The organism is Hoeflea sp. TYP-13 (assembly GCF_040932035.1).
GTDB lineage: Bacteria > Pseudomonadota > Alphaproteobacteria > Rhizobiales > Rhizobiaceae > Hoeflea_A.
In genome coordinates this window covers 456,060-480,528 of record NZ_JBFRBB010000005.1, presented here as the reverse complement: position 1 = coordinate 480,528, position 24,469 = coordinate 456,060, and the positions used below count along the sequence as shown (strand labels likewise).

At 58.9% G+C, this 24,469-nt stretch carries 17 protein-coding genes and 2 tRNA genes; 13 read left to right on the top strand and 6 right to left on the bottom strand.

Annotated features, from left to right (window positions below; translation table 11 throughout):
• Positions 1-23: 23 nt before the first annotated feature.
• Positions 24-2,309 (bottom strand): hypothetical protein, encoded by a 2,286-nt coding sequence (locus tag ABVT35_RS25295; RefSeq protein WP_368470357.1) that lies wholly within the window; start codon positions 2,307-2,309, stop codon positions 24-26.
• A gap of 138 nt (positions 2,310-2,447) precedes the next feature.
• Positions 2,448-3,101 carry a TetR/AcrR family transcriptional regulator gene (locus ABVT35_RS25290; RefSeq protein ID WP_368470356.1) on the bottom strand — a complete coding sequence of 218 codons (654 nt, stop codon included), beginning with the start codon at positions 3,099-3,101 and terminating at the stop codon, positions 2,448-2,450.
• A 147-nt stretch (positions 3,102-3,248) separates the two neighbouring features.
• On the opposite strand from ABVT35_RS25290, the gene ABVT35_RS25285 reads away from it, so the two are divergent.
• The 4 genes from ABVT35_RS25285 to ABVT35_RS25270 are packed head-to-tail and all read left to right on the top strand — an operon-like array spanning position 3,249 to position 6,148.
• Positions 3,249-4,436 carry a lipid-transfer protein gene (locus tag ABVT35_RS25285; protein WP_368470355.1) on the top strand — a complete coding sequence of 396 codons (1,188 nt, stop codon included), beginning with the start codon at positions 3,249-3,251 and terminating at the stop codon, positions 4,434-4,436.
• 7 nt (positions 4,437-4,443) lie between these two features.
• The gene (locus ABVT35_RS25280; protein WP_368470354.1) at positions 4,444-4,884 is read left to right on the top strand and encodes a MaoC family dehydratase N-terminal domain-containing protein; all 441 of its coding nucleotides are present in this window, start codon (positions 4,444-4,446) and stop codon (positions 4,882-4,884) included.
• A 4-nt stretch (positions 4,885-4,888) separates the two neighbouring features.
• Complete coding sequence (locus tag ABVT35_RS25275) at positions 4,889-5,308, top strand: MaoC family dehydratase (protein WP_368470353.1); 420 nt, start codon at positions 4,889-4,891, stop codon at positions 5,306-5,308.
• Positions 5,309-5,323: 15 nt separating this feature from the next.
• Positions 5,324-6,148, top strand: a complete 825-nt coding sequence (locus tag ABVT35_RS25270) for an SDR family NAD(P)-dependent oxidoreductase (RefSeq protein WP_368470352.1) — start codon at positions 5,324-5,326, stop codon at positions 6,146-6,148.
• A 12-nt stretch (positions 6,149-6,160) separates the two neighbouring features.
• Here ABVT35_RS25270 and ABVT35_RS25265 read toward each other — a convergent pair whose 3' ends face one another.
• A complete protein-coding gene (locus ABVT35_RS25265) occupies positions 6,161-6,844 on the bottom strand; it encodes a DUF2270 domain-containing protein (RefSeq protein ID WP_368470351.1) in 684 nt (227 codons plus the stop codon).
• 274 nt (positions 6,845-7,118) lie between these two features.
• On the opposite strand from ABVT35_RS25265, the gene ABVT35_RS25260 reads away from it, so the two are divergent.
• Together ABVT35_RS25260 and ABVT35_RS25255 are read left to right on the top strand one after the other, a co-directional pair.
• A complete protein-coding gene (locus tag ABVT35_RS25260) occupies positions 7,119-9,416 on the top strand; it encodes a methyl-accepting chemotaxis protein (protein WP_368470350.1) in 2,298 nt (765 codons plus the stop codon).
• A gap of 240 nt (positions 9,417-9,656) precedes the next feature.
• Positions 9,657-14,654, top strand: a complete 4,998-nt coding sequence (locus tag ABVT35_RS25255; RefSeq protein WP_368470349.1) for a hypothetical protein — start codon at positions 9,657-9,659, stop codon at positions 14,652-14,654.
• A gap of 21 nt (positions 14,655-14,675) precedes the next feature.
• Here the strand turns inward: ABVT35_RS25255 and ABVT35_RS25250 are convergent, their stop codons facing one another.
• Positions 14,676-16,328 (bottom strand): tetratricopeptide repeat protein, encoded by a 1,653-nt coding sequence (locus ABVT35_RS25250; protein WP_368470348.1) that lies wholly within the window; start codon positions 16,326-16,328, stop codon positions 14,676-14,678.
• A gap of 366 nt (positions 16,329-16,694) precedes the next feature.
• Between ABVT35_RS25250 and ABVT35_RS25245 the strand changes: the two genes are divergently transcribed.
• Positions 16,695-18,002: a peptidoglycan-binding protein gene (locus ABVT35_RS25245; RefSeq protein WP_368470347.1), complete on the top strand. Its 1,308-nt coding sequence runs from the start codon at positions 16,695-16,697 to the stop codon at positions 18,000-18,002.
• A gap of 360 nt (positions 18,003-18,362) precedes the next feature.
• On the opposite strand, the gene ABVT35_RS25240 is transcribed toward ABVT35_RS25245, so the two are convergent.
• Both ABVT35_RS25240 and ABVT35_RS25235 read right to left on the bottom strand, forming a co-directional pair.
• A tRNA-Gly gene (locus ABVT35_RS25240) sits at positions 18,363-18,437 on the bottom strand.
• A 757-nt stretch (positions 18,438-19,194) separates the two neighbouring features.
• Positions 19,195-19,269 (bottom strand) — tRNA-Gly (locus tag ABVT35_RS25235).
• A gap of 213 nt (positions 19,270-19,482) precedes the next feature.
• Between ABVT35_RS25235 and ABVT35_RS25230 the strand changes: the two genes are divergently transcribed.
• The 6 genes from ABVT35_RS25230 (at position 19,483) to ABVT35_RS25205 (ending at position 24,467) form a co-directional block, all read left to right on the top strand.
• Entirely contained in the window at positions 19,483-20,001 is a 519-nt protein-coding gene (locus ABVT35_RS25230; RefSeq protein ID WP_368470346.1) for a prolyl-tRNA synthetase associated domain-containing protein, read from the top strand.
• 96 nt (positions 20,002-20,097) lie between these two features.
• Positions 20,098-21,087 (top strand): thioredoxin, encoded by a 990-nt coding sequence (gene trxA, locus ABVT35_RS25225; RefSeq protein WP_368470345.1) that lies wholly within the window; start codon positions 20,098-20,100, stop codon positions 21,085-21,087.
• 16 nt (positions 21,088-21,103) lie between these two features.
• A complete protein-coding gene (locus tag ABVT35_RS25220; RefSeq protein ID WP_368470344.1) occupies positions 21,104-21,994 on the top strand; it encodes a helix-turn-helix domain-containing protein in 891 nt (296 codons plus the stop codon).
• A gap of 99 nt (positions 21,995-22,093) precedes the next feature.
• Entirely contained in the window at positions 22,094-23,497 is a 1,404-nt protein-coding gene (locus ABVT35_RS25215; protein ID WP_368470343.1) for an amidase, read from the top strand.
• 61 nt (positions 23,498-23,558) lie between these two features.
• A complete protein-coding gene (locus ABVT35_RS25210; protein ID WP_368470342.1) occupies positions 23,559-24,236 on the top strand; it encodes an LON peptidase substrate-binding domain-containing protein in 678 nt (225 codons plus the stop codon).
• A gap of 24 nt (positions 24,237-24,260) precedes the next feature.
• Positions 24,261-24,467 carry a Trm112 family protein gene (locus tag ABVT35_RS25205; RefSeq protein ID WP_368470341.1) on the top strand — a complete coding sequence of 69 codons (207 nt, stop codon included), beginning with the start codon at positions 24,261-24,263 and terminating at the stop codon, positions 24,465-24,467.
• Positions 24,468-24,469: the final 2 nt, after the last annotated feature.

Here is a 24,469-nt window from a genome sequence, read left to right as displayed (position 1 = left end):
GCGTTCGCCGCTCTGCGCGCACCCTAACGCCGCCGCTCAAAGCGGCGTGTTGTCGGCCTTTGCAGATTGCTGCGGCCACCCGAATGCGGCTGACGCCGGATTTGCGCGCGTTGAGCGCCCCGCTGCCTTGCTGCCCGCTGGTTATTCAGTGACCGCTCCGTGTTGCGTATGCGCGTTGACCGGGCTGGCTCTTTCTTGCGGTCCTGGACTTTCTTTTTGGCGGTTGAATTTGCCTGAGGGGCTCTTTTTGAAGACTGTATCGCCTGCCATGCGCCGTCCTTGTGCTGCTGCCACTGGCCATCATCCTTGCGGAAAACATTGCCGTCCCTGCCGGCGTAGAGATCGCTTTGCTTTGCCCGGTTGACGAGGCCCTGATTGCCGTTCCGCGACTGCCAGCGGTTGGTTGCCGACGCACCCGTATATCCCTTGGCCCAGCTGTTGGTCCGGGTAACGCCCTTGTCCCAGGACTTGTAGATATTGCCGTTGATGTCGGCGACCCAGTATTTGTTGCCGCCGGGTCCCCTAACCGAAATATAGCCGGCATGGTTATAGGGCCCCCAGGCCCGCGCGCCGCGGACATAGGCGCCGGTGTTCTGGTTGTAGATGCCGCCGGCGGAAATGCCGCCATAGGGCCCGTAGGCGCGGCCGTAATGGGCGGTGAATGTTCCACGCCCGGGAAGATAGTAGGTTCCCGATCCGTAGCTGACGTTCCAGGGCCGGTAGATCGGCGGGTATCCCGGCCGGTAGACCCAGTAAGGCGGATAATAGTAGCCGGTTCCGTAGACATAGGTGTTCCAGGCAAGGAACGCCCACAGATATCCGGAAGTGTAGCCGGTGGTCACATATTCGGGGGTGCTGTCGTAGACACGCACATAGGTCGCGTTATAGACCGGCGAAGAAGGCGGAATTCCATAGATTGAGTCCGGCACCGTATCGGCGACGGCAAACGGCCCGGTCGGCGTATCGCCGACGAACCAGACACCGTTATAGAGGACAAAATACCTGTCATCCACACGGATGACCGTGAAGTTTGTGTTGACCGCATAGGCAAGGTCGGTGCCCTCGATGCGGACGAATTCAGGGTCGCCGAAATAGGTGACATCGACGGTGACCTCGGACCGGTCGACACGTGCCGTCGTCGGAATGGCGGCCAGAAGCCGCGCCTCCTCGCTCTCCGATGTGCCGGGTACGGAGGCGCGCACGATCGAATAGGGCTGACCGTCCGGTATTTTCAGGAAGTCCTGCGGTAGATTTTCCGATGCAAATGCCCAGGGACCCTGAAGGTCGGCCGCGCTGAACCAGCGGCCCGACGTCAGGAAATACCAGGTGCTGTTCGCCTGATCGAAAAACAGATCGGAATTGGCGTTGGAAACCCATTCGAGACCGGTATTTGGCACCGGCTCCAGCGACGGTTGACCGTCGATGACAACAAGTTCGGCGGGCTTGTCGCTGTAGTAGACCACCGGAACAGTACCGTCCTTGAACGGCAGCGGCGGCATGGCCTCGCGCGCGTCTTTCCAGTTGTCATCATCGGGCAGATCGCCGAAGACCGGCGGCAGTTCGCTCACCGGTGTCCACGGTCCGTCGACTGCAGGTGCCGAGACCCAGGATTTTTCAATGCGCAGGTACCAGGTTTGCGGATCGCCGGCGACCAACAGGTCCCAGTTGGTGTTGACGACAAATTCGAGCCCGGCGGCTTGCTTGACGGAGGCGGTGGTCGGCTTGCCGTTGGTCTGCAGCAGAACGGCTGGCTTTTCGGAAACGAATATCGCCGGCGCATCGGTTGCCAGGCCGCTGGTGTCCTGAAGCCGCTGATAGTTTTCCAGACTTGCCGTAAGCCGCGTCAGGGACAGCGTTATCGCCGCTGTCGGCATAAGCTTGCCAACCTCGAGCGAGGCGTCCGACATTTCGTTTCGCGCCAGCGTCGAGAAATTGATGTCGGTGACGGCAATGTTGGTGAGCGTGACTTCATCGGCCTCGCGGTCAGCCGCCGTGTCCGCCGTGACCTCGATCACACCGAATGCCGGATCTTCGCTGCCCTTCGCAAGATATTCGCTGGCAATGAGCGCGGTCAGGTTCTTGAAATCCTTCCACTGCGTCACCTGCGGCTGGTGCAGGGTGATGGTCGCGCCGGCCGGTGTTTCGAAACTTCTTGGCCATTGCGCCTTTTCTGCGTCCGATGCGGTGGTTGTCTCACCCTGCTGCGTCGTCGCCGCGCTTGATTGCGCGTCCGCATGGACGGTCCAGCCCAGAGGGAATAATACTGCGATTGAAAGGCTCAAGAGGGAAGTTCTGGCGGCGCGATACATAGAAACTCTCCTGTGAAAGGTCAGACTTGTCGCCGAAAGACACACTATAACCTATTTCAACAGGACTGGTTCTTGAAATATGCAATAAATATTGCCGGTTCACTTATTGTTACTTGTGACGACGGACAGAAGCGGAATTCAGCGCTTGCGCAGACCGTCGATCAGCAGGCCGATATAGCGGTCGGCAATCTCATCATGCGAGACAGGGTTGTCGGTGCGGTTCCAGTGCGGAATCCAGTTGAATGCCCCGAACATTGCCGCCGCGGTCAGCCTGGCGTCGTTCGGTGCGATCGATCCGTCTTCCACGCCGGCGCGGACAAGATCGCGAAGCAGGCCGTCGAGCGATCGGCGTCCCTCCCGCAGCACGTCGCGGTTGGGCTCGGACAGCGGAATGTCCTTCGAAAGGACGAGGCATGCCCCCATATCGTCCGCCAGCAGTTGCGCATAGCCGCGCAACAACAGGGCTATCCGCTCAAGTACGGGCACCGCCGGATCCTTGCAGCGGGCAATGGTCTCCTGCATGAACTCGAGCGCTAGCCGGCTGCATTCGAACAGGATCTCTTCCTTGTTGCTCACATAATAATAGAGCGTGCGCTTCGAAACGTTCAGTTCGCTGGCAATGTCGTCGAGCGTCGTGCGGTCGAAGCCCCGGTCATTGAAAAGCCGCGCGCCGGTACCAAGCACGGCAAGGCGCTTTTGCTGGCGCTGCTCGTCCCGGCTGGTCACTGCATTGTTCCACAATGGCTTTCCCATGGTTCCTTCATAGCTGTTTTTTGCATCACCGCCAGACATGGCCCGGACTTTTTGCGCGGCGACGGCACTGTCTTTTAAAACCGGCTGCATATATTGACTTGTAACCTTTAGGTGGAATATGTAACTGATGAGTGGAAAAGTCAATTTCGATCGAATGGAACGGGGTCGAAATCAAGGGAGCGCAGCATGGACAACAAGGTGATCGTGGCCGGTGTGGGCATGACGAAATTCGTCAAGCCCGGAGACAACGAGGCTTATCCCGAAATGGGCGCAAAGGCGGTTAGCCAGGCGCTGGAAGATGCCGGAATTTCCTATGAGCGGGTCCAGCAGGCCTATGCCGGATATGTCTATGGCGACAGTACCTGCGGACAGCGGGCCGTCTACGACGTCGGCATGACCGGAATTCCGGTGATCAACGTCAACAACAATTGCTCGACCGGATCGACGGCTCTGTTCCTGGCTCGCCAGGCTATCGAGAGCGGCGCGGCCGAATGCGTGTTGGCCGTCGGGTTCGAGCAGATGCGGCCGGGGGCGCTGACCAGCGTCTTTGAAGACCGGCCGAGCCCCTTCGATCCGTTCGACGAAAAATGCGACGAACTTGTCGGCAATGCCGAAATCCCGCTGGCGCTGCGCTATTTCGGCGGCGCCGGCCTGCACCACATGCAAAGATACGGCACGACGCTTGAGGATTTCGCCAGGGTGCGCGCCAAGGCGAGCCGTCACGCGAAGAACAATCCGCTGGCGCTCTTCCGCAAGGAAGTCACACCCGGCGATGTTCTCCAGTCGCCGGTCATGTGGCCGGGCGTGATGACGCGTCTGATGGCCTGCCCGCCGACCTGCGGCGGCGCTGCGGCAATCCTCGTTTCCGAAGATTTTGCCCGTGCCAACGGCCTGCGCGCGGATGTGGTGATTGCCGGTCAGGCCATGACGACCGACACACCCAGCACCTTTGATTCCGGCGATATGATGCGGCTGGTCGGCTACGATATGACGGCATCCGCCAGCGCGCAGGTTTACGAGCAGACCGGCGTCGGCCCGGAGGATCTCGATGTTGTCGAGCTGCACGACTGTTTTGCCCATAATGAACTCATTACCTATGAGGGGCTCGGCCTTTGTCCGGAAGGCGACGCGCCGAAATTCATTGCCGATGAGGACAACACCTATGGCGGTAAGGTCGTCACCAATCCGTCCGGCGGCCTTTTGTCGAAGGGCCATCCGCTTGGCGCGACCGGCCTTGCGCAGTGCTACGAGCTGACCAACCAGCTGCGCGGCACCGCCAGGGAGCGGCAGGTGGACGGCGCGCGCACTGCCCTGCAGCATAATCTCGGACTTGGCGGGGCCTGCGTTGTGACCATGTATCAGCGGGCGGCGTGAACACGCCATGATTGACAGAAAACACATCGGCCTCAGCCTCGACCCGCTGACCGTAGAGATCGAAAAAGGGCGCTTGCGGTTTTTCGCCAAGGCAACGGGCGAGGACAATCCGATTTACACGGACGAGAATGCGGCGCGGGCGGCAGGCTACCGTTCCCTGCCGGCGCCGCCCACCTTCCTTTTTTCGCTGGGTTTTGAAAAACCAGACCCGTTCGAACTCTTGAACCTTCTGGAGGTGGATCTTGCGCGGGTGCTGCACGGCGAGCAGTCCTTTACCTATCACAAGCCGGTTTGTGCGGGCGATATGGTAACGCTGAATTCCACCATCACCGACATTTACGACAAGAAGGGCGGAGCACTCGAATTCATCGTCCAGAAGACGGACGTGACCGACCAGGACGGCGATCAGGTCGCCGAACTGCAGCAGGTTGTGGTGGTGAGGAACTGACAAAATGTCTGAACTGACCTTTGAAACCGTCAATATCGGCGACGAACTGCCGGTTCTGACCACCGGGCCGATATCACGTACCACGCTGGCGCTTTTTGCCGGCGCGTCCGGGGATCACAATCCGATCCATATCGACATTGATTTTGCCAAAAAGGCCGGGATGGATGACGTCTTTGCCCACGGTATGCTGTCGATGGCCTATCTGGCGCGGCTCTTGACCGGCTGGGTGCCGCAGACGGCGCTACGCGCGTATAGCACGCGGTTCGTCGCCATCACACAGCTGCGCGAGCGTATCGTCTGCAGCGGAAAGGTGACGGAAAAACTCGAGCAGGACGGCGAAAAACGCGTGCGTCTCGAAATTCAGGCCGCCAATCAGGACGGCGATGTCAAACTTGCCGGCGAAGCGCTCATAGCGCTGCCGTAAACCAAAGGTTTTGTCATGGGAAAGCTGCAGAGAAAAACCGCCTATGTGAGTGGCTCGGGCCGCGGGATCGGCCGCGCCGTCGCGCTGAAACTTGCCAGCGAAGGGGCCTGTGTCGTTGTCAACGATCTCGACCAGGGCCCCGCCGATGAAGTGGTCGCGGCCATCAAATCGGCCGGTGGCAATGCGATTGCGGTTGCAGGCAGCGTTACCGAGGCGGATTTCGGCGATCGGTTCATCGGTGTCGGGCTCGAGACCTTCGGCGGCGTCGACATCATCGTCAACAATGCCGGATACACATGGGACTCCATGATCGGCAAGATGAGCGACGATCAGTTTGATGCGATGATCGATGTGCATCTGAAAGCACCGTTCCGGATCCTGCGCGCAGCCAGCGAATATATCCGCATCGAAGCCAAGCGCGAGGCCGAGGCGGGACAGGAAGTGTTCCGCAAGGTCGTCAACATCTCGTCGGTCGCCGGAACCGGCGGCAATGCCGGTCAGGCCAACTATTCATCCGCCAAGGCCGGCGTCATAGGCCTTACCAAAACACTTGCCAAGGAATGGGGACGCGCCAAGGTCAACGTCAATTGCGTTGCCTTCGGCTACATCGAAACGCGGCTGACCGAATCCACCGACGACAAGAAAACGATTGTCGTGGAAGGCAATGAAGTTGCGGTCGGTATTCCGACCAAGGTCGCCACGGGCTTCAAGGCGATGATCCCGATGGGCCGCCCGGGCACGGTCGAGGAAGCGGCAGACGGTGTCTATCTCTTTTGCGCACCGGAATCGAACTACGTTTCGGGGCAGGTTCTTGTCGTTGGCGGCGGCCTGGGGCTGTAGGACAGCCTCTGATCAATGCGCCATCGGCGATGTGCGGTCGCGGCGGTGGATATAGTCCAGCCGCAGGGTGACGAAGGCGAAGATGAACCAGCTTCCGTGAAACAGAATACCGGCGATGATCACATAGATGCCGGCTATCGGTCCGACGGCTGCCCGGTCGATGAACTCGGTCAAATTGGTCAGCGGCACCGGATGAATGGCAAGTTTTCCGTAATAGGCAACCGCCTGGATCGCCAGGATCCAGGAGTAGTTGCTCCTCAATCGCCGTCCGGCTGAGCGGATGAAACTGATATGGTAGTGCGGCGTGCGGTAGTCATCGGCCAGAAGCTCGCCCCATTCGCCATCGACCTTGACCTTCTCGCCATTGAGCATGGGGGCGTAAAAGTCGGATTCCAGCAGCCGGGCGCGGGCGCGGAAGATATTGTAATAGCGGTAGCGGCGGGCTTCGAAGGCCAGGAAAAATGTCACAAGAAAGCCGACGAGGATCATCGGCAAGGGCGAGGCGTTGACGTTGCTGAAAGTCGCCGAAAGCGCGATGCCGGTGGTGACAACGGCCCAGTTCGTCGTGTTGTCGAGCCGGTTGCGCCAGTGCGTGCTGCGGAAAACCTCTGCGCGGTATAAATGCGCAAGGGCGCCCATGACATCCGCGTCGATATCCTGGCTCGGCCATTTTTTCCCTGAAACTTCGTCGGCCATCCATCCATCATAGCGCCAATCGTCAGCCGACGCATCTCACAGGCAGTTGACCCGGTTGTGCAGAATAAATCCGTCGTGCCAGAAGCCGTATTGTCAATACAGGCTAAAGGCTTGCATCATTGCGGCAGACAATCTATCCGCGTTAATCGATCCTTTGCAATTGGCCAATAATCTGCCGGCGCCGGTCATTCGCGCCGCCCGCGAATTCGCATGATGCTTCCGACTGAGCAGCCCCAAAGGGCATCTCTATTTTCCAGTGACCGGAAGATTTTTTATGCTTATTTCCAGGAAATTGCCGCTTGCGGCTGCACTTCTTACAGTCGTTTCCATTGCCGCCTCCAGCATTGGCGGTCTTGTTATCAGCTCCAATGCCCTCAAGAGCGAATATGACGCTAAGCTTTCTGCAATCGCCGACGGACGGCGCAACCAGATCGAGACCTATCTGGAAGCGACGAAGAAGGATATCGAGGAAATTGCGGTAACCCCGAATGTCGCGGCGGCGCTCAATCTTTTCGGCATCGGCCTGACGACTATCAAGGACGGCATGGAGCCGGATTTCCTGGCACTGGTCTCGGATCATACTCTGTCGCAGGATGAAAAACTGGAACGCAGCAGGCCCAGCGGTGCCAGGGTTTACCTCAACCATGAAGGAAAATTCGGACCGGTTTTTGAGAAGATCGCCGAAGAGAACGATTTCGAAGACATTCTCCTGGTGAAGGCCGACGGAACGGTTGTCTACACGTTGCTCAAGCGTGACGATTTTTACGTCAATCTTTCGGATGCGGCCTGGAAGGACACGCCCTTGGGGCTCATCCATCAAAACACCATGTCGATGGACAAAACCGATGGGGTCGCCTTTGCCGACTATCTTCCCTATGCGCCCGGCGAGCGGCCGCTGACCGCGTTTGTCGGCAAACCGATCGTCGTCGGAGGCGAGGTCAAGGGCGCATTTATCGTTTCGCTACCGACCGGCAAGATCGAGCAGATCATGAGCAATCGGACGGGCCTTGGCGAAACCGGTGAAACCGTGCTCCTGCGCAATGACGGCTATCTTCTGACAAATTCACCGCTGACCGAAGCCAATGATGTCCACAACGCCCGCATCGATCCGGCGCTTTTCGGCGGTTTGACGGCGCGGGACATTGTAAACAGCGAAACCGGCGATTATCGCGACATGCAGGCCAATGTGGCCTTCGCACGAGTCAATTTCCTCAATGCCGACTGGGTGGTCGCCGCGCTGGTGGACAATAGCGAGGCCGGGCAGGCCGTTGCCTCGATGCGCCAGCTGGTGATCGTCGCCTCGCTCGTCCTGCTGGCCGTTGCGCTTGCAAGCGCGCTCCTATTCTCGCGCACGTTGACGCGACCGATCATCGCGCTTGTCGCCAATATGCGCGAACTCACAGAAGGCCGCACCGATTTCCAGATCGACAATATGGACCGCAAGGATGAAATCGGCGACATGGTCCGCTCGGTTGCGGTCTTCAAGGAAGCGACGATTGAAAAGGAACGGCTCGAGCACGAGGCCGAGGAAACCCGCGAGACTTCCGAGCGCGAGGCATCGGAACGCGCTACCCTGAAAGCCGAGGAAACGCAGCAACTGCAGGCGGCGGTCGATTCCCTTGCCGGCGGCCTGACACGGCTGTCAGAAGGCGATCTGTCCGTCCGTCTCGACACGCCTTTCATGGACAGTCTCGACCGGCTGCGCATCGACTTCAACGCTACGGTCGAAAAACTCAACTCGACGCTCTATCGCATTCAGGACGGTTCCGGCTCGATCGACGGCAATGCGCGGCAGATGCGGGCTGCGGCCGACGATCTTTCGCGCAGAACCGAACAGCAGGCCGCTTCGCTGGAAGAAACCTCGGCTGCGCTTGAGGAAATCACCTCCACGGTCCGGGAAACATCGGAACGGGCGGCTGAAGCTGCTACCATGGCCGAAGCAGCCAAGGCCGATGCGGACCAGTCCAGCGCCGTCGTCTCCGATGCCGTTGCCGCGATGGAAGGCATTGAAAAGGCATCGCAGGAAATCTCCAACATCATCAATGTGATTGACGAGATTGCGTTCCAGACAAACCTGCTTGCTCTCAATGCAGGTGTTGAAGCGGCGCGTGCCGGGGAAGCGGGCAAGGGATTTGCCGTCGTCGCCCAGGAAGTGCGCGAGCTGGCGCAGCGGGCTGCCGGCGCAGCAACGGAGATCAAGGAATTGATCACCAAATCCGGTACTGAGGTCTCCAACGGCGTCGGTCTCGTCAAGGCGACCGGCGAGGCGCTCGATCAGATTTCGCACCATGTCACCGACATCAACGGGCGGATCGCCAATATCGCCACGGCCGCCCGTGAACAGCTGACCGGCATCCAGGAGGTCAACACCGCAGTTACCCAGATGGATCAGATGACCCAGCAGAACGCCGCGATGGTCGAGCAGACCAATGCCGTTGTCCACCAGCTGGCGGACGATGCCGACGGCCTGTCTTCGGTGGTTGGCGAATTCAGCCTGGCGGATGGCAATAGCGAATCCGGCGAGACGCAGGCTGCACCGGCTGATGCCGCGAACTACCGGATGGCGGGGTAGCCGATAAAATCATCTTCGGCGGCACAGCACGCTGCCAAAAAAGGCTGAACAAATATGGATGGCCCGTCTCGAATTTAATTTCGAGACGGGCTGTTTGTTTTGCAAACCCCGTGCTCCGTCTTCTTCATCACGATTTCGCTATTATTTCACCAGCAGCAACAGGCCGTGATAAGGTTGCAGCCGATATTTGACCGGCAGTGGGGTGGAGCGGTCCGGACTTGCGGTACGGAGGGGCAGCGCATGAATCCATCGATGGGAAATGTCGTCTGGGGATTGCTGGCGGCGATTGTCGGGCTTGTTTCGTTTTTCATGGCGCCGCCGCAGTCTCTGGCGCAATCGAAAAATGGCGAGCAGGTGTGGCTGGTCGAGCATACGACGGCGAATTTCGGCAGCACCTACACCGGCGAAATCAGGATCGATGTCGACGCGGGTTCGGCTGAACTGACGCTGACACATGCTGAAGGACGGGATCTTGGCCATTCGGTCGCCGGCGACGATTTCGGCTCTGAGGTACCGGATCGGCCAATCGTAAATACCTACAGATCAAACGAGATAACCGTCGGCAAAAACGGCATCAAGATTGTCTTTCACGGCCTGAACAACGCGCCGCCGAATGATTTTTTGTTCATCGATCCGGCACCCCACGCGATGCTTGAGCGGTTGATTGCCGAATGTAGCTTTGCCATCGGCGGCGACGGCTGGATACCTGAATATGACATATATATTTCTGAAAACGAAAAATGCGCTCAATTTGAACTGGGCGGACTTATCGACGAAATCAACCGCAATACGGAAATCCGCAACCGGAAATTCCGCTTTGAAATCAGCGTCGCGCGCGAACAGTTGATCGATGACCATCTGAAAGGCACCTGGGTCGCGGGCTTTCCCGGTGAAGAGCCTCGAACCGGCAAGCAGCTCTGGAAACCGGGCGATGCAGAAATCGTCGATGTCCTCGTCATGGAGGACCAGGCCGGGCGCAACGAGGTCGGTTCGGCGCTTTTTCCCTATCCGTTCGGCGATGATCCGGAGGCCAAGGCCCGTGGCATGCGTACGCGCACGCTGTTTGTCGTCGGCCGTGGCCTGCCGCAGCGCAGCGGACCGGCGGTGGCGCTTTCGGACGAAGCACCCTCCCTTGACTATGCCGTAACGCAAACAAAGCGCGATGCCGAAGAATTCAAGTCGTCCGCGGCGGATTTCGCAAGGGGCTGGAAGAAATATCTTGAAAAGACCGGCGGCAGCCAGGGCGAGCTGGAGGCGATCATCGTTACCGCCGGGCTTGAAGATGGCGTGCTTCCCGGCAGGCAGAAATTCAAGTTGAACGGTGCCGAAGGTCATTGGACGCTGGAATTCGGCGATGCGGAGGGCCAGCTGAAATTCGTGCGCAAGCTGGATGTGCCGAATGTGCGCAAGATCCGAAAACGGGTATGGAGCAAGGACCAGAACCGGTGGATCGAACGCAAGGAACTGGAGGAGATCGTCCAGAACAGCGAGATGACGGATGTCGCATTCATCTACGACCAAATCCGCCTCGAGATGGAGCTTCGCAACAGCTATCCGGTCGATGAATTCAAGGTCGAGCTTGGTCCGCCGGAGGTGTTTCAGATCGACCTGAAGACGCCCGAAGGGCCGAAAACACAAAAATCTTCCGATGTCGTCCTGAAAAAGTCGGCGGACAATCCACGGATCTACCAATCGGACATATTTCATATTGTCAGGCGGGCCGATGAGGACGGGCAGCACCGCATCGACGGCCCGAGAGGCCAGGTTCTTCGCGCCGATATTCCGGCGCGCATATTCGCCAAATGGTCCGACAAACGGTTTCGCGCCCAGCCCAGGCTTTTGCCGCTCTGGCTGGAGACCTCGCCCGACGAGGTTGCCGGCAGCTTTATCGGGGCGATGCGCGCCGCATCGCGCTGCCACGGTACCGAGCCCGACCACGACTGGGAACGGATGACGAACCGGACGGCAACGGACGTCTCCAATTTTATTCTGACGGAGTTCGTGACGTCCGGATCATGGGGACGGTCGATCCCGATCAAGCACGGCGATCATGCGGCGATGCTTTTGCTCCGCGACGAGTTTATCAAGCAGATGCAGAAGAACCGGGCAGACTATGCAACCATCCTGCAAAACGACCGTCTTGTCCTGGGGTTCGTGAAGTCAATCAATCCCTATCTTTTCACCGATGACAATCCGGTCTACCGGATGCAGGTTTCCGATCCCGAAGACCTGAGCCAGACCATGGATTTCGGCAGTTTTCTTCTTCAGAACAACGATATCGCATTGCCTGCGCTCGTCCGGCCGACCCGTGCCGCGCTGCAGAACATGATCAGCGCCATGGACAAGTCCATTGTCCGTGCAACCGGTGTCACGGACTGCGACACCGAAGAGCTGCTGCTTTTGACCGGCGTCAGTTTCGATCAGATTGCCGATGCAGTGGCGCCGCGCCTGATGCGTTACCGGTTCGATCAGGACAAGCAGCATACGGTGCTTGAGACCGACCGGCTTGGCAGGGCGTTCGTTTACAATCTGAGCAGCGTGGCGTCAGCGGTTCAGGCCCTCGATGCCTATGCGGAAGCCGATACACAATATTCGATCGCCATAGGCTCGGTTATATTGTCTGCGGGGATCGGATCGCTCTATTCCCAGGGCCTTATCAGTCTCGTCACGGTGATTGCCGCTGAACTGCCGGCGGTCGCCTATTCGATTGACGGCAGTTTCCGCGAGTATCTCGCGAGCCAGCGCGAACTGGATTTTGCAGTCGGCGCTTCCGCCGTCATCGGCACAGACCGCCTCGATACGGCCGAGCTTGCAGCCATCGACTGGATGGATGTTGCGCTTATTGCCTACATGGAGGCGATCGGCCTTGCGGCCGGTGCAGCCGGCGACGTCGTCGACGTGCTTAAAGGTGCGCGGGGGGCGCCGCTTGTCGATCTTGTCACCAGCGGCGAAGCGCTTGCCGGTGAATTGTCCAAGAGCGCTGCACGGCAGCTCAGCCCCAGCGAGGCTGCACAGCTTGGCGCATTTGTGGCGCATGCAAAGAACAAGGCGCTGCAAAGCGGCATCGGCTCGCTGTCGGATCTCGAACGCCAGTTCGTCAAGGTCGTGGACAAGGCGGGCGAGAGCGCCAGGCAGGCAAAGCGCGTCGCGTCGACTGGGAATGGCCTTGGTGGCAGCCTGTTCGAAGGTGGCGGCTCGGCACTCGATGGGGTGCCGTCCGGTGGTGGCTTGTCACCGCTCGGCTCGGACCTTGGCGGTGCGCTTCCGGGAAGCGGTTTGCCGTCGATCGGGTCCACACTGGACGATGCACTGCCCGGACGTTCGCTCAGCGGCGTTGCCGATGATTTCGGCGGCGGTACGGCCGGGTTGCCGGGTAGCGCCTTCGATCCCGATGCGACGGTCATCCTGCCGCCACGCGGATTGCCGGGCTCAGATCCGAACGGGACGGCGCTCCTGAACAATCCGCTCGATCCGGACTCGACGGTTCTGCTGCCGCCGCGCAACCTGCCGGGCCCGGATCCGAACGAGACGGCGCTGCTGAGCAACCCCCTGGACCCTGACTCAACCGTCATTATTCCGCCGCCGGCTCCTGTACAGCCTCCGGTTCCGGTCAATCCTGTCCGTCCCGACATGACCGAAATCCTTCCGCCGCGCGCCCTGCCGGGGCCGGATCCCAACGGAACGGCTCTTTTGAACAATCCGGTTGATCCGGATTCAACCGTGCTGCTTCCGCCGCGTCCTCAGGTCGATCCCGGCGCGACGGAAATTCTTCCGCCACCCACGGTGCGCATGAACGATCCGCTTGATCCGAATTCGACGGCGCTGATGCAGCCATCGCGCGCGCCTGTAGACCCGGGTGCGACGGAGATACTTCCCGCGCCCACGGTGCGTATGGACGATCCGAACGGAACGGCACTTTTGAACAACCCGGTTGATCCGGATTCAACGGTTCTGCTTACGCCGGGCTCGACAGTTGATCCGGGCGCAACGGAGATCCTGCCGGCGCCAACAGTGCGGCTTGATGATCCGAACGGAACGGCACTTTTGAACAATCCGGTTGATCCCGATTCGACCGTGCTGCTCCCGCCGCGTGCGCCGGTCGATCCCGGTGCAACGGAAATTCTTCCTGCACCCACTGTGCGTACGAATGATCCGAACAGGACAGCGCTGATGAATAATCCGCTCGATCCGAATTCAACGGCTCTGCTTCCCGCACCCGGTGCACGTGCCGCACCGGACGATCCAACAATGCGCATTCCAGGGCAGGCGGATCAGCCATTGCCGGCAGTCCGGCAACCGGCCGGGGATGCGGAAAACATGATCGCCACGGTTGATCCCGTCAATCCGGTCGATGCCGGGGCCGGTCCGATTGGTGGAGGGCCCGCACCTGCCGCGCCTGCGGAACTTGCTGGTGCCGAGCTTCCCGCAAGGTCCGTCGACGGCACGCCGGCAGAGCCGGTTGTCCTTGGCGATTTCATTGCCGAGGGTTCGTTCAACAATGTCTACAAGGGATCCGGGGACGATTCCGTTTACCGCGTTTCAAAAGTGCCGACCGACCATGTTGATGTGCAGATCGACGATGCCGGCTGGTCGGCGCTTGACGATTTCGATTCGGCGGCGGTGCGCGGACCCGAAGTGCGCGGTACTTACGAGACGAAGATTGGTGATCAGAATTTTCGGGCGCGCGAATTGGAATTCTTCGAGAACACCGCGGCGCGGCAGATTGAGGGCAATCCGGGCGAATATGCCGGCGTCATGACGCCGGAACAGGCGATCGCCTATGACAAGGCAACCCGTGAGATTAACAAGAAAGGCTATGTTTGGCTCGACAACCACACGCATAACTACGCGTTCGAACCGCATCCGGACGGTGGTGGCAAGCTGCGCGTGGTGATCACCGATCCCGGCGGTATCGTCAAGGTAACCGGGAACGATGCGGCAAGCTTTGCCCGCAAAGTCCAGGCACGAATCAACAATCCGGATCCCCAGTTCGTCAAGAGGATGAGCAACAAGGACCTGCCCGTTGCCAACCAGAAGATATTCCGTGAACTGGAACGGGAGGGCCTCATCGAGGATTTCGGTGACCGGCTTGCCTTGCCGGATGCGGTGGACGATCCGCTGAGGCAGTTGCAGTTCAGAACCGATCAGAACGTGCCTTTCGGCAAGGTGCGCGACCTCTTCCAGGTGCCGGCCGATGAGCTGGAGGCGGCGCGCAAAGCGTTGCGTAGGCAACCATAATAATGGCCGGCTCTGTGCGGCCTATTCGGCCGCAGCCCGGGCGCAGAAGCACGATGCATTGACCGGCACATCGGCGCGGGCAGCCGCCAGATCCAGGCGCTGCCTGATCAGCCGTGCTTCGGCGGTCTCTTGCTTGCGCGCAAGGCAATCGTGAAGGCCGCGAAGGCTCCAGACATTGTCAGGATGGATCGTAGCGCGGCTGAGGTTGCCGCCAAGGCCGAGATCCTCGCGGTAGACGGCTTCCGCCTCGTCGAACCGCCCCTGCTCGAAAAGCAGCGCGCCGAGCGCGTGGCGCGCCGGCTGGATCCAGCCCCACGGCTCGTCATAGGGCAGTGCATCATCGAGCGCGACCGAGCGGCGCAGATGCGCAAAGGCGGCGTCATAGTTTCCTTTGCGGTATTCGATTTCGCCGTTCAGCATCTCTTCGGCAATGGCAAGCAGATCCTGGCAGGTGTTGTTGTGCAGAAGCCGGCTGTCGGGCACCTTTGCCTTCGCCTCCAGGAACAGCGCCTTCTCGCGTTCGGCGCTGGCAACGTCGCCCATCGCCGCATGGGCGACACCCTTTGCATAGTGTATCGAGGCAAGCGTATTACTGTAGAGCTCCCGGTCGTCCGGAAGATCCTGAGCGATGATCTCGCGCCATTTGCCGAAGCGGATATAGACGTGTTGCTTCATCGAGATATAGCTCTCGATAAAATCGGCCATCGGCGGAGACGGCGTCCGCAGCAATTTTTCGGGAGTCGTATCGATCAGTTCCTGCGCGGCCGCGAGCGCCGGTTCGTACTGGCCGAGGAACATCGCGCCATAGACGGCAAAGTGGTAATTGTGGATGCGATAGGCCGTGTAGAAATTCATGGCGCCGTCGCGCTCGAGGAACTTGCGGTCGGCTGCAATGGCCTTCTGGTTGTAGACCAGCGTGTCGCGATAGTGACCGCACAGAATGTCGATATGGGTCGGCATGTGAATGAGGTGGCCGCTGTCGGGCACGATCTCGCGCAAACGGTCGCCGGCCTGCAGCGCCAGTTCGGGAAACGGCGACATTTCCATCAGGTGTACATAAAGATGGAGGATGCCGGGATGCTCCATCGCATCCGGGGTCTCGCGCATAGCGCGCTCCAGCACGTTGCGTACCTCGGCCGTCCCGGCGCCCTCTGCGATACCGCCGGTCTTAAGGTCCCACATCTGCCAGGGCGTCACATTCATCACCGATTCGGAAAAAATCGTTGCTATTTCCAGATCGTCCGGTTGCGCCTGATAAGCTTTGCGCATCGCGTCCGCGAAATCGACATTCCAGGGAACCTGATCCCCGATCGGCTCGCGCTGCGGATAGCGCGCCGGCAGTGCTTCGATCAGCGCCCGCTCCATGGGCGTGACGTTTTCCACCAGTGCCAATGCCCGTTCGGTGGCGTCATAGGCACCGGCCAGCGCGTCGGCCTTGCCGGCCTCGTCGAAGTGATGCCATTGCATGTTGTAATTGGGTCCAAGCGCATAGGCCACGCCCCAATGGGCCATGGCGCAATCGGGGTCGGCCTCCAGCGCCCTGTTGAAGCAGGAAACCGCTTCGCCATGATTGTAGCCGTAACACCAGTTCAGGCCGCGATCGAACCAGAGCTGCGCTTTGGGCGAGGAGGTGGTTACCTTCCGACGGAATTGACCAAGATCATAATAGTCCATGATGCTTCCTCCATGCGCTTGGACGGCTAAATGAAACGTGAAATCGAGACAGCCGGTCCGGGCGAGCGACCGTGTGACAGGTTTCGCCGCCATTTCAATGCCGCAGGTACCAACCGCGTTATCAACGTTACCGCTCCACCGTCAAATTCGCCAGCGTCTGGCGTGACCGACCTATTGTTTTGGTTGCGGGCAAAAGCATGCGCTAGTTGAAATCACTGGAATTCCAGCTTAACTTGACTTTTGTATTAAAAATGGCAAGTACTTTGTGGATTAACTTGGGGCTTTAGTCACTCATTGCGACCCTGTTTGCGGCAAGTTCCACATTGTTAGTGGTATTACGCTGTCGATAGAACAAGGGTCTTTGAGATGATGATTAGGCTGTGGAGTTGTGCTGCTCTCATACTACTGTCCTCAACTTTGCATCATTCGGCCAACGCGGAAGCCATTGGCCCCGCATTGATTGCCGATCAGGGAGCAAACGGGCCTCTTCGTAAAGGGGAGGTCTTCGAAGCTCAACTACGACTTAATCTGCTTGGCTATGGGGTCGGCGCACCGGATGGTATCAGCGGGCGAAAGACAAAAACCGCACTTTCCGATTTCGCCGAGTCGCGCGAACTTGACCGGAGTGCGATACGTGTGCTGCTCAACCGCCTGCGCGCAGAAACGGCCGTTGGCCTGTCTCCCGGTTCCGGGCAACTGGTAGTGCCGCCGTGTGAGAACGGCGCCTATACCAGCGGCTCGCTCTATACCCACGTTCAGGGCGTCCAGCACTGGGGCGATCCGATAGACGATGATGTAGTTGCCGCAAACCGTGACAATGGAACTTGGATTGAGGTCCACTGTAAAGATGGCCGCCATGTTGAGCGTTCAGACCACTACAATGCGGGCGAACTCGCGAATCGCGCATTCTACACCTACGATTCGTGTTGCGATGCGCCGATACAGATTCAGTTTCAGGATCTGAATGGTAACACATCGCAAACGATCCGGATTGGGCGGACACTTGACGGCCATCTGACTCACTTTGTCGGATTCGGTGCAACGGGCCAGGCAAACAGGCTCATTCCCGTGACACCCACGGAGCGGGGTACGCTGTGGACCATGCTTTCGTTTGACGGGTCGGTCGCATCGCGACAATACAACGACTACTGGTTATCGGATTACATTACAGGTATGACGCTCTACCGCGGCGCAGATGATCGTCATAAATACGTTTACTTCTATGAACAGGGCAGCTTGCCCTCCGCCTTCGACCGCTATGAAGGGGGGCGAAAGCTACAGGAAGCGCAAATCACGCGCGACCGGTTCGGTACAGTGACCGGGGAACGAATACGTCTTACCGATAATGCCGGTGGCACATATTACAACCGCTTCTACGAGCAGGGACAGCTTGTTCGTGAGGAATTTGATGACAGTTCCGCAAATCGTTTCGAGTATCTCCGTGAGAACACGTCGGGGGGAATGGTTCGTTCGGAGCTGTTTGTCAACGGCCGGCGTCGAGGTGAGTTGAAGGTCATTCGGGATGGCGTGGAACCACGGGAGACGCGGCTTTATCTCTCAGACGGTAGACTTTATGCGACATATCCGGACAGGGTTGTTTACTTCGTCGGGCAACGGGGAGAGCCCCGAAACGGCGGTGCGTTCACACGAAAAATAGAAACTCCGCTTTGGTGATGTGAAGAAGGAGATACACGGCGGAAAAGCAGTTCTTCCCAACGCTTCTGGGCAAGGCCACTGCCTAAACCCAGCCACGAGCTGTTATGAATGGCCGGTGCCGGACAGGAAGACGAAAGAAAAGCAGCCGTTCTCGATCCACCTGCCGGGCGATGCGCCGGCATTCGAGCCCTTCGCTGATATCATGTCATGCAACGTCGGCGCGTAGCCTATGCGTTCGAGTTCGGTTACTACGGCGATTGAGGCTCCATTCCGAGTTCTTGCCTCTTTTCTGTGACGGCGTGGTGACGACACGCGGGAGAAGGCAGAACTCGTGCTTGGGAGATATCCTGCTAAAAATTTGATTTCACTCAGGAAAACTGGAGCGGGCGATGAGATTCGAACTCACGACCCCAACCTTGGCAAGGTTGTGCTCTGCCCCTGAGCTACGCCCGCTCGGCTTTACCGGCGGTTCTTGCGATCCCCGACCGCAGCAATCTCAAACAAGGACGACCCGTTTTTCAGGATTTCTTTGACACAAATCCAGTAACGCTCATTGCGAAGCCGTCGGGGGCGTCCATCCCATTATCGTAATTGCCCGAGTCGTAGACCGGATCAGTATTGATCTTGGCGCGGTCGTCAGGCACCGGTTTTTGGTGCCCTGAATGACGGATGTCAGCGTGTTAAATACTTGTCGACAATTTGCACAATCAATAATTGCGTGCGAAAATCCTCCCGCACGACTTTGGGAGGGGAATATGAAACGAATTTTACTTGCGGCATTACTGCTCTCGTGCAGTTCTTCGGTAATGGCACAAGACAAGCCTATAAGGACATGCTTCCTCGGCGAGAAACAATTTTCCGGTGGAACAGTGTTGGGCGGAAACCAGTGTGAAAACGCAAATTGGCAGAAACCAAAAAAAGACTCGGCGCCCGGATTTTGCCTCTACGCAGGAGCACTCTATACCGATGGGGCAATAATATCGCCGGGAGGCACCAATCAAAATAACATCAGGTGTCAGACAAATGGAACATGGACAGTTCTGAGCGAGTAATCATGTGAACGAAGGATTTATCCTTTCATCCGATCCGAAACATCAAGATGACCTCCATGCCGTTCGGGTCGAGATAGGCGAGCGCGGCAATAACATCGACTGATACCAGCCGCTGCAATTCCAGCGAGACGTAAATTATTGATATCTCTGAGAAAAACTGGAGCGGGCGATGAGATTTGAACTCACGACCCCAACCTTGGCAAGGTTGTGCTCTACCCCTGAGCTACGCCCGCTCGGCTTTGCCGGTGGTTCTTGCGATCCCCGGCGGGGTAATCGGCAGGGGCAAACCCTGCGTCCGGCGCTATATGGCGCAACCGGGCGGCAAATGCAACAGGAAAAATGAATTGAGCCGGCGCCATGGTTTTCGATTGCGATTTTTCGCCGTCAAGCCTATCACATGGCTCGAAAAAACCCCGTGCAACATCAGGAAACGACAGGGTCCGCACATGAGCGCCGAGACAATTGCCGCGCAACCGAAAACCGCCGAAGAGCTGTTCGAGAGCCTCGATGCAATGGGCATCGCCCACAGCACCAAATACCATCCGGCCGTCTTCACCGTTTCCGAATCGCAATCGCTGCGCGACGAGATCCCGGGCGGCCACACCAAGAACCTGTTCCTTAAAGACAAGAAGGACAATTTTTTCCTGGTGACGGTAGAAGAAGATGCCGAAGTCAATCTGAAGGCGATCCACACACTGATCGGCGCTAAGGGCCGCGTCTCCTTCGGCAAGCCCGATCGGCTGATGGAGTTTCTCGGTGTCATCCCGGGCGCGGTGACGGCCTTCGGTGTCATCAACGATTCCCAAAACCGGGTGCAGATGGTGCTGGACGAGGCGCTGATGAAACATGATACGATCAACGCGCACCCGCTTCGAAACGATGCCACGACATCGATCGGCCGCGACGATCTCATACGATTTCTTGAATCAACCGGCCATAAGCCGCTAATAGTGGCGCTATCGTAAGCACACCTTGAAATTCAAGGCGATGTCACCGATTTTGCATGGTGACGCAGATAATTGAGCGGCCCGTAAAGCCGCACGGAAAACCGGAGAAACCTGATGCAGGATGGCGACAACCCCTATGGCGGTTCCTATGGCAACCAGATGGGCGGCACGGTGAGTTTTGGCGATGGCCAGCCTGAGGCTCCCGCAGCGCCCGCCGGCGCCCCGTCGGGCGGTCCGCTGATAAAGGACACCACGACGGCGGAATTTACCGCCGATGTCATTGCCGAATCCCAAAATCAGCCGGTGCTTGTCGATTTCTGGGCGCCCTGGTGCGGACCCTGCAAGCAGCTCGGTCCGATCATCGAAAAAGTGGTGACCGAGCAGCGCGGCCAGGTCAAGCTGGTCAAGCTCAATATCGACGATCATCCGGCGATCCCCGGCCAGATGGGCATCCAGTCCATCCCGGCGGTTGTGGCGTTTTCGGGCGGCAAGCCGGTGGATGCGTTCATGGGCGCGGTGCCTGAAAGCCAGATCAAGCAATTTATCGACAAGCTGGTGAAGGAAAACGGCGGTGCGCCGGATATCGACGCGATCCTTGCCGAAGGCCGTGCCGCGCTCGATAGCGGCGATGTCAATCTTGCCGCCCAGATCTTCGGCTCGATCCTGCAGGAGCAGCCCGACAATGCCAAGGCGATGGCCGGCATGGCCGAATGCATGATCGCTGCCGGTCAGGTCGATCGCGCAAAAGAGCTGATCGAGGGATTGAACGACGAGCAGAGACAAGTTCCGGAAGTCGCCAGTATCCTTGCCCGTTTCGCACTGGAAGAAGAGGTGGCGAGCCTCGGTGACCCGGCGCAGCTCGAAGCGCGGCTGGCAGCCAATGCGGACGATCACGAAGCGCGCTTCGACATGGCGAAGATCCTCAACGTGAGGGGACAGCGTGAAGAGGCGGCCGACCATCTGCTCTACATCATGAAGACCGACCGCGAATGGCAGGACGACGGCGCGCGCAAGCAGTTGCTGACATTCTTCGAGGCCTGGGGTCCGACGGATCCGGCAACGGTTTCGGCGCGGCGCAAGCTGTCCTCACTGATGTTCTCCTGACCGGCAAGGCATCGTCTTGAGCGAAGACGGCGCCCGGATCAACCAAACAAGGGCGCGGCTTGAACGTGCCCTTGTTTTTATCGAGGGCGCGCTTTCCGAGCGCCTGACGATCAAGCGCATCGCCCGGCACGCCCATCTTTCGCCTTTCCACTTTCAACGCCTGTTCGTCGCCCATATGGGCGAATCTGTCGGCGGCTATGTCAGCAGCCGGCGGCTGGAACACGCGGCCAGGATGATTTTCGACAAGCGGGGCCAGTCGATAATCACCACTGCGCTGGAGTGCGGTTTCGAGACCCATAGCGCCTTTTCACGCGCCTTTCGCCGCCATTTCGGGTGCACGCCGTCGCAGTTCCGAAAAGATCCGGCCAACGGACGTCGCCGGGAAGGCCTTTCCAGACCCTTTTTACTGTCCCAACCAGCAGACCATCCGGTGTCACAGCCGAAGCTGGTGGATCAGCCCCGCCGCGCATTCGTTTTTCGCTCGTTCAAGGGAACGCTGGATGGCAGTTTCTTCGATGGCGGGCAAGTGATATCCGACCAGGTTCGCGGCGGTCTGGTCGCCGAGGCCGGAAACCGGCTGCTGGCGGTTATCGGCAGCTTTCCGGATGAACCGGATCAGCTCAACGACACACAGGTGACCGGATATTTCGGCGGGCTGACCGAAGAAGTCTATGCAAGCAGCTGGGGTGAGGGCTGGCGCCGCTTCGAACCGGGGCGTTATGCGGTGTTCGAACATTTCGGCAGCTACAAATATCTCTATCAGAGCTGGAACCGCATCTATCACGGCTGGGCGGCTGTGACCGATCCTACCTTGAGGGACGAATGGCCGTTCGAATCCTATTTGCCGGATCCGGATTTTGCGAGCAAGAGACGACCGACAGCCCTTATCCATATCCCGGTCGTGTGATGCCGGGCACCATGTTCGCCAAAACAGCACGATCGGGACAGAATTGCCGCCGCTGCCGTGACACCCTCGCCTCCGGATCAATTTTCTGGAGCAAATGACATGGAAGGCGCATCGGCAACGGTTACGGCGCTCAAGGCGGGCGACGTGACACATCAGGCCATATTATCGGAACTGGAAGGCAGGCGGCGCGCGCTCGACCCGCAGATCAATGCCTTCATTCACTGTGTCGACGAACCAGCTGCACTCGCTGCCGATACCCCGCTTGCCGGTTTGCCGATCAGCGTGAAGGACCAGATTCATGTCGCCGGCATGCCCTGCACATTCGGGCTGGCGGAAAAGCGGCCCATGGTTCCCGAGAAAACAGCAACCGCCGTGCAAAGGCTTGTTGATGCCGGTGCTACCATCATCGGTAAAACCAGCCTGCCGCCGCTGGCGATGGATTTTCAGACCGGCAACGACCTCATCGGCCGCACAAACAATCCGTGGAACCTTGAATACACTTCGGGCGGCAGCAGTGGCGGCGGCGCGGCGGCGGTCGCCAGCGGCATGAGCCTTGCCGATATCGGAGCCGATCTTGCCGGCTCGCTGCGCATTCCGGCCGCTTTTTGCGGGGTTTACAGCCTGTTGCCAAGCGCCGGTGCGCTTCCCGGCGACGGCATGATGAAGGGAAACGGAATTGAGCTGCGCCACTTTGCCCGCATCGGGCCGATCGCGCGGTCCGTCGACGATCTTGAACTCCTGTGGACGCATATGAGTGGTGAAGTCCGGCAGGAAATTGAGGCAAACAGAATACGGCTTGCCGTTTGCAGCGGCTCAAATATTTTGCCGGTGGAAAAGCGGATAACCGATGTATTTGAACGTGCGGTCGCGACGTTCGGCAGCAATGATGTGGAAATTGTCCGGGCGGTGCCGCAGGCGCTGATTTGCCCCGATAGCTGGGAAAGCTACGGCACCATCATGGGTCATGAGACGGGCGCACTGATGAACCGGGTCGAGCGGCTGCTTGCGCGGCAATTGGGGCGCGCTGCAGCTGCCCGGTCGCCGCGGTTTCTCAAGCCGGTCCATGAGGGATACCGCCGCTGCGAAAAAGCCTATGGCAGGGCTCTTGACCGCCAGCGGGCGGTGGCTGCCGATCTTTCGGCATTTCTGGAAAATCATGATGCGCTGTTGTTGCCGGTCTCATGTGTCGGCACCTTTCGTCACCGAAAACCGACATCGGTTACCGGGCCGGTGCGCGATTATGCGGAACCGTTCGATATCGACGGCAATCAGCTCGGTTATCTCGATGCGCTGACAGCCTTTACAACACCGGTGTCGCTGGCCGGAAATCCGGTCGTAACCATGCCCCTTGGACTGGACGGTTTCGGCCTTCCGGTCGGTGCGCAACTTGTGGGAAAGACGGGTTGCGAGCGGCAACTTCTGGCACTTGCAGGGCGGCTGTCGTCAATGCTGCAGCAAATTGCCGCGCCGGGTGCTTCAGTCAAAAGATGTTTCGGCTCTTGAGAATTGCGCGACCGGCCCCAAATCTTCTAGAGTGTCGCGTAGTTTTTTGGGGTCATGGCCGTTGCAAGTAGGAAATGTACATTACCGGACCGAGAAGGATATTCCGGCAAACGTTGCCCTGTTTCCCCTGTCCGGTGCGCTGCTATTGCCCTGCGGGCAGATGCCGCTCAACATTTTCGAGCCGCGCTATCTCGCCATGATCGACGATGTGCTGTCGTCAAACCGTATCGTCGCCATCATCCAGCCCCGCTTCGATCTCAACGGCAATGTTGAAAGCGGTGACCATCCGGCGCTGTGTGCGGTTGGAACGCTCGGGCGCATCACCTCCCTTTCGGAAACCGGAGACGGACGCTACATCATTTCGCTTGTCGGCATCTGCCGTTTCCGGCTGCTCGAAGAGGCGCCAATGAAAAAGGCCTATCGGCAGGGCCGCATTGCACCATTCCTCAACGACCTTTCTGCCGACAACGGCGAAGACAAGGTCAACCGCGAGGCATTGCTTGAAAGTTTTCGCGCTTACCTCGAAGCCAATCAGCTCGAAGCGGACTGGGAAAGCGTCGGCCAGGCGAGCAATTCAACGCTCGTCAATACCATGTCGATGATGGCGCCCTATGGTCCGGCGGAAAAACAGGCGCTTTTAGAGGCGCCGGACCTCAAAACGCGTGCGGATACGTTGATCGCCATCACCGAGATAGCGCTGGCGCGTGACAATGACGATTATGATACGGTGCTGCAATAGATTCGCGCGAAATCAGGGTTCAGCATGTCCGATATCCGTCCGTCCGCCACCATAGACAAGAAGCTCCTGGATCTGCTCGTCTGCCCGCTGACCAAGGGCCGGCTGGTTCTGGATGAGGAGACAAACGAGCTGATTTCCCAATCGGCGGGACTGGCCTATCCGATTCGCGACGGAATTCCCATCATGCTGCCGTCGGAAGCGCGGCAAATCGACGAAGATAAAAAGGCATAGGA

Coding starts and splice junctions, on each gene's coding strand:
- ABVT35_RS25290 (WP_368470356.1), bottom strand. CDS start 3,101: ATGTCTGGCGGTGATGCAAAAAACAGCTATGAAGGAACCATGGGAAAG.
- ABVT35_RS25285 (WP_368470355.1), top strand. CDS start 3,249: ATGGACAACAAGGTGATCGTGGCCGGTGTGGGCATGACGAAATTCGTC.
- ABVT35_RS25270 (WP_368470352.1), top strand. CDS start 5,324: ATGGGAAAGCTGCAGAGAAAAACCGCCTATGTGAGTGGCTCGGGCCGC.
- ABVT35_RS25245 (WP_368470347.1), top strand. CDS start 16,695: ATGATGATTAGGCTGTGGAGTTGTGCTGCTCTCATACTACTGTCCTCA.
- ABVT35_RS25250 (WP_368470348.1), bottom strand. CDS start 16,328: ATGGACTATTATGATCTTGGTCAATTCCGTCGGAAGGTAACCACCTCC.
- ABVT35_RS25230 (WP_368470346.1), top strand. CDS start 19,483: ATGAGCGCCGAGACAATTGCCGCGCAACCGAAAACCGCCGAAGAGCTG.
- ABVT35_RS25260 (WP_368470350.1), top strand. CDS start 7,119: ATGCTTATTTCCAGGAAATTGCCGCTTGCGGCTGCACTTCTTACAGTC.
- ABVT35_RS25280 (WP_368470354.1), top strand. CDS start 4,444: ATGATTGACAGAAAACACATCGGCCTCAGCCTCGACCCGCTGACCGTA.
- trxA (WP_368470345.1), top strand. CDS start 20,098: ATGCAGGATGGCGACAACCCCTATGGCGGTTCCTATGGCAACCAGATG.
- ABVT35_RS25275 (WP_368470353.1), top strand. CDS start 4,889: ATGTCTGAACTGACCTTTGAAACCGTCAATATCGGCGACGAACTGCCG.
- ABVT35_RS25265 (WP_368470351.1), bottom strand. CDS start 6,844: ATGGCCGACGAAGTTTCAGGGAAAAAATGGCCGAGCCAGGATATCGAC.
- ABVT35_RS25215 (WP_368470343.1), top strand. CDS start 22,094: ATGGAAGGCGCATCGGCAACGGTTACGGCGCTCAAGGCGGGCGACGTG.
- ABVT35_RS25205 (WP_368470341.1), top strand. CDS start 24,261: ATGTCCGATATCCGTCCGTCCGCCACCATAGACAAGAAGCTCCTGGAT.
- ABVT35_RS25295 (WP_368470357.1), bottom strand. CDS start 2,309: ATGTATCGCGCCGCCAGAACTTCCCTCTTGAGCCTTTCAATCGCAGTA.
- ABVT35_RS25255 (WP_368470349.1), top strand. CDS start 9,657: ATGAATCCATCGATGGGAAATGTCGTCTGGGGATTGCTGGCGGCGATT.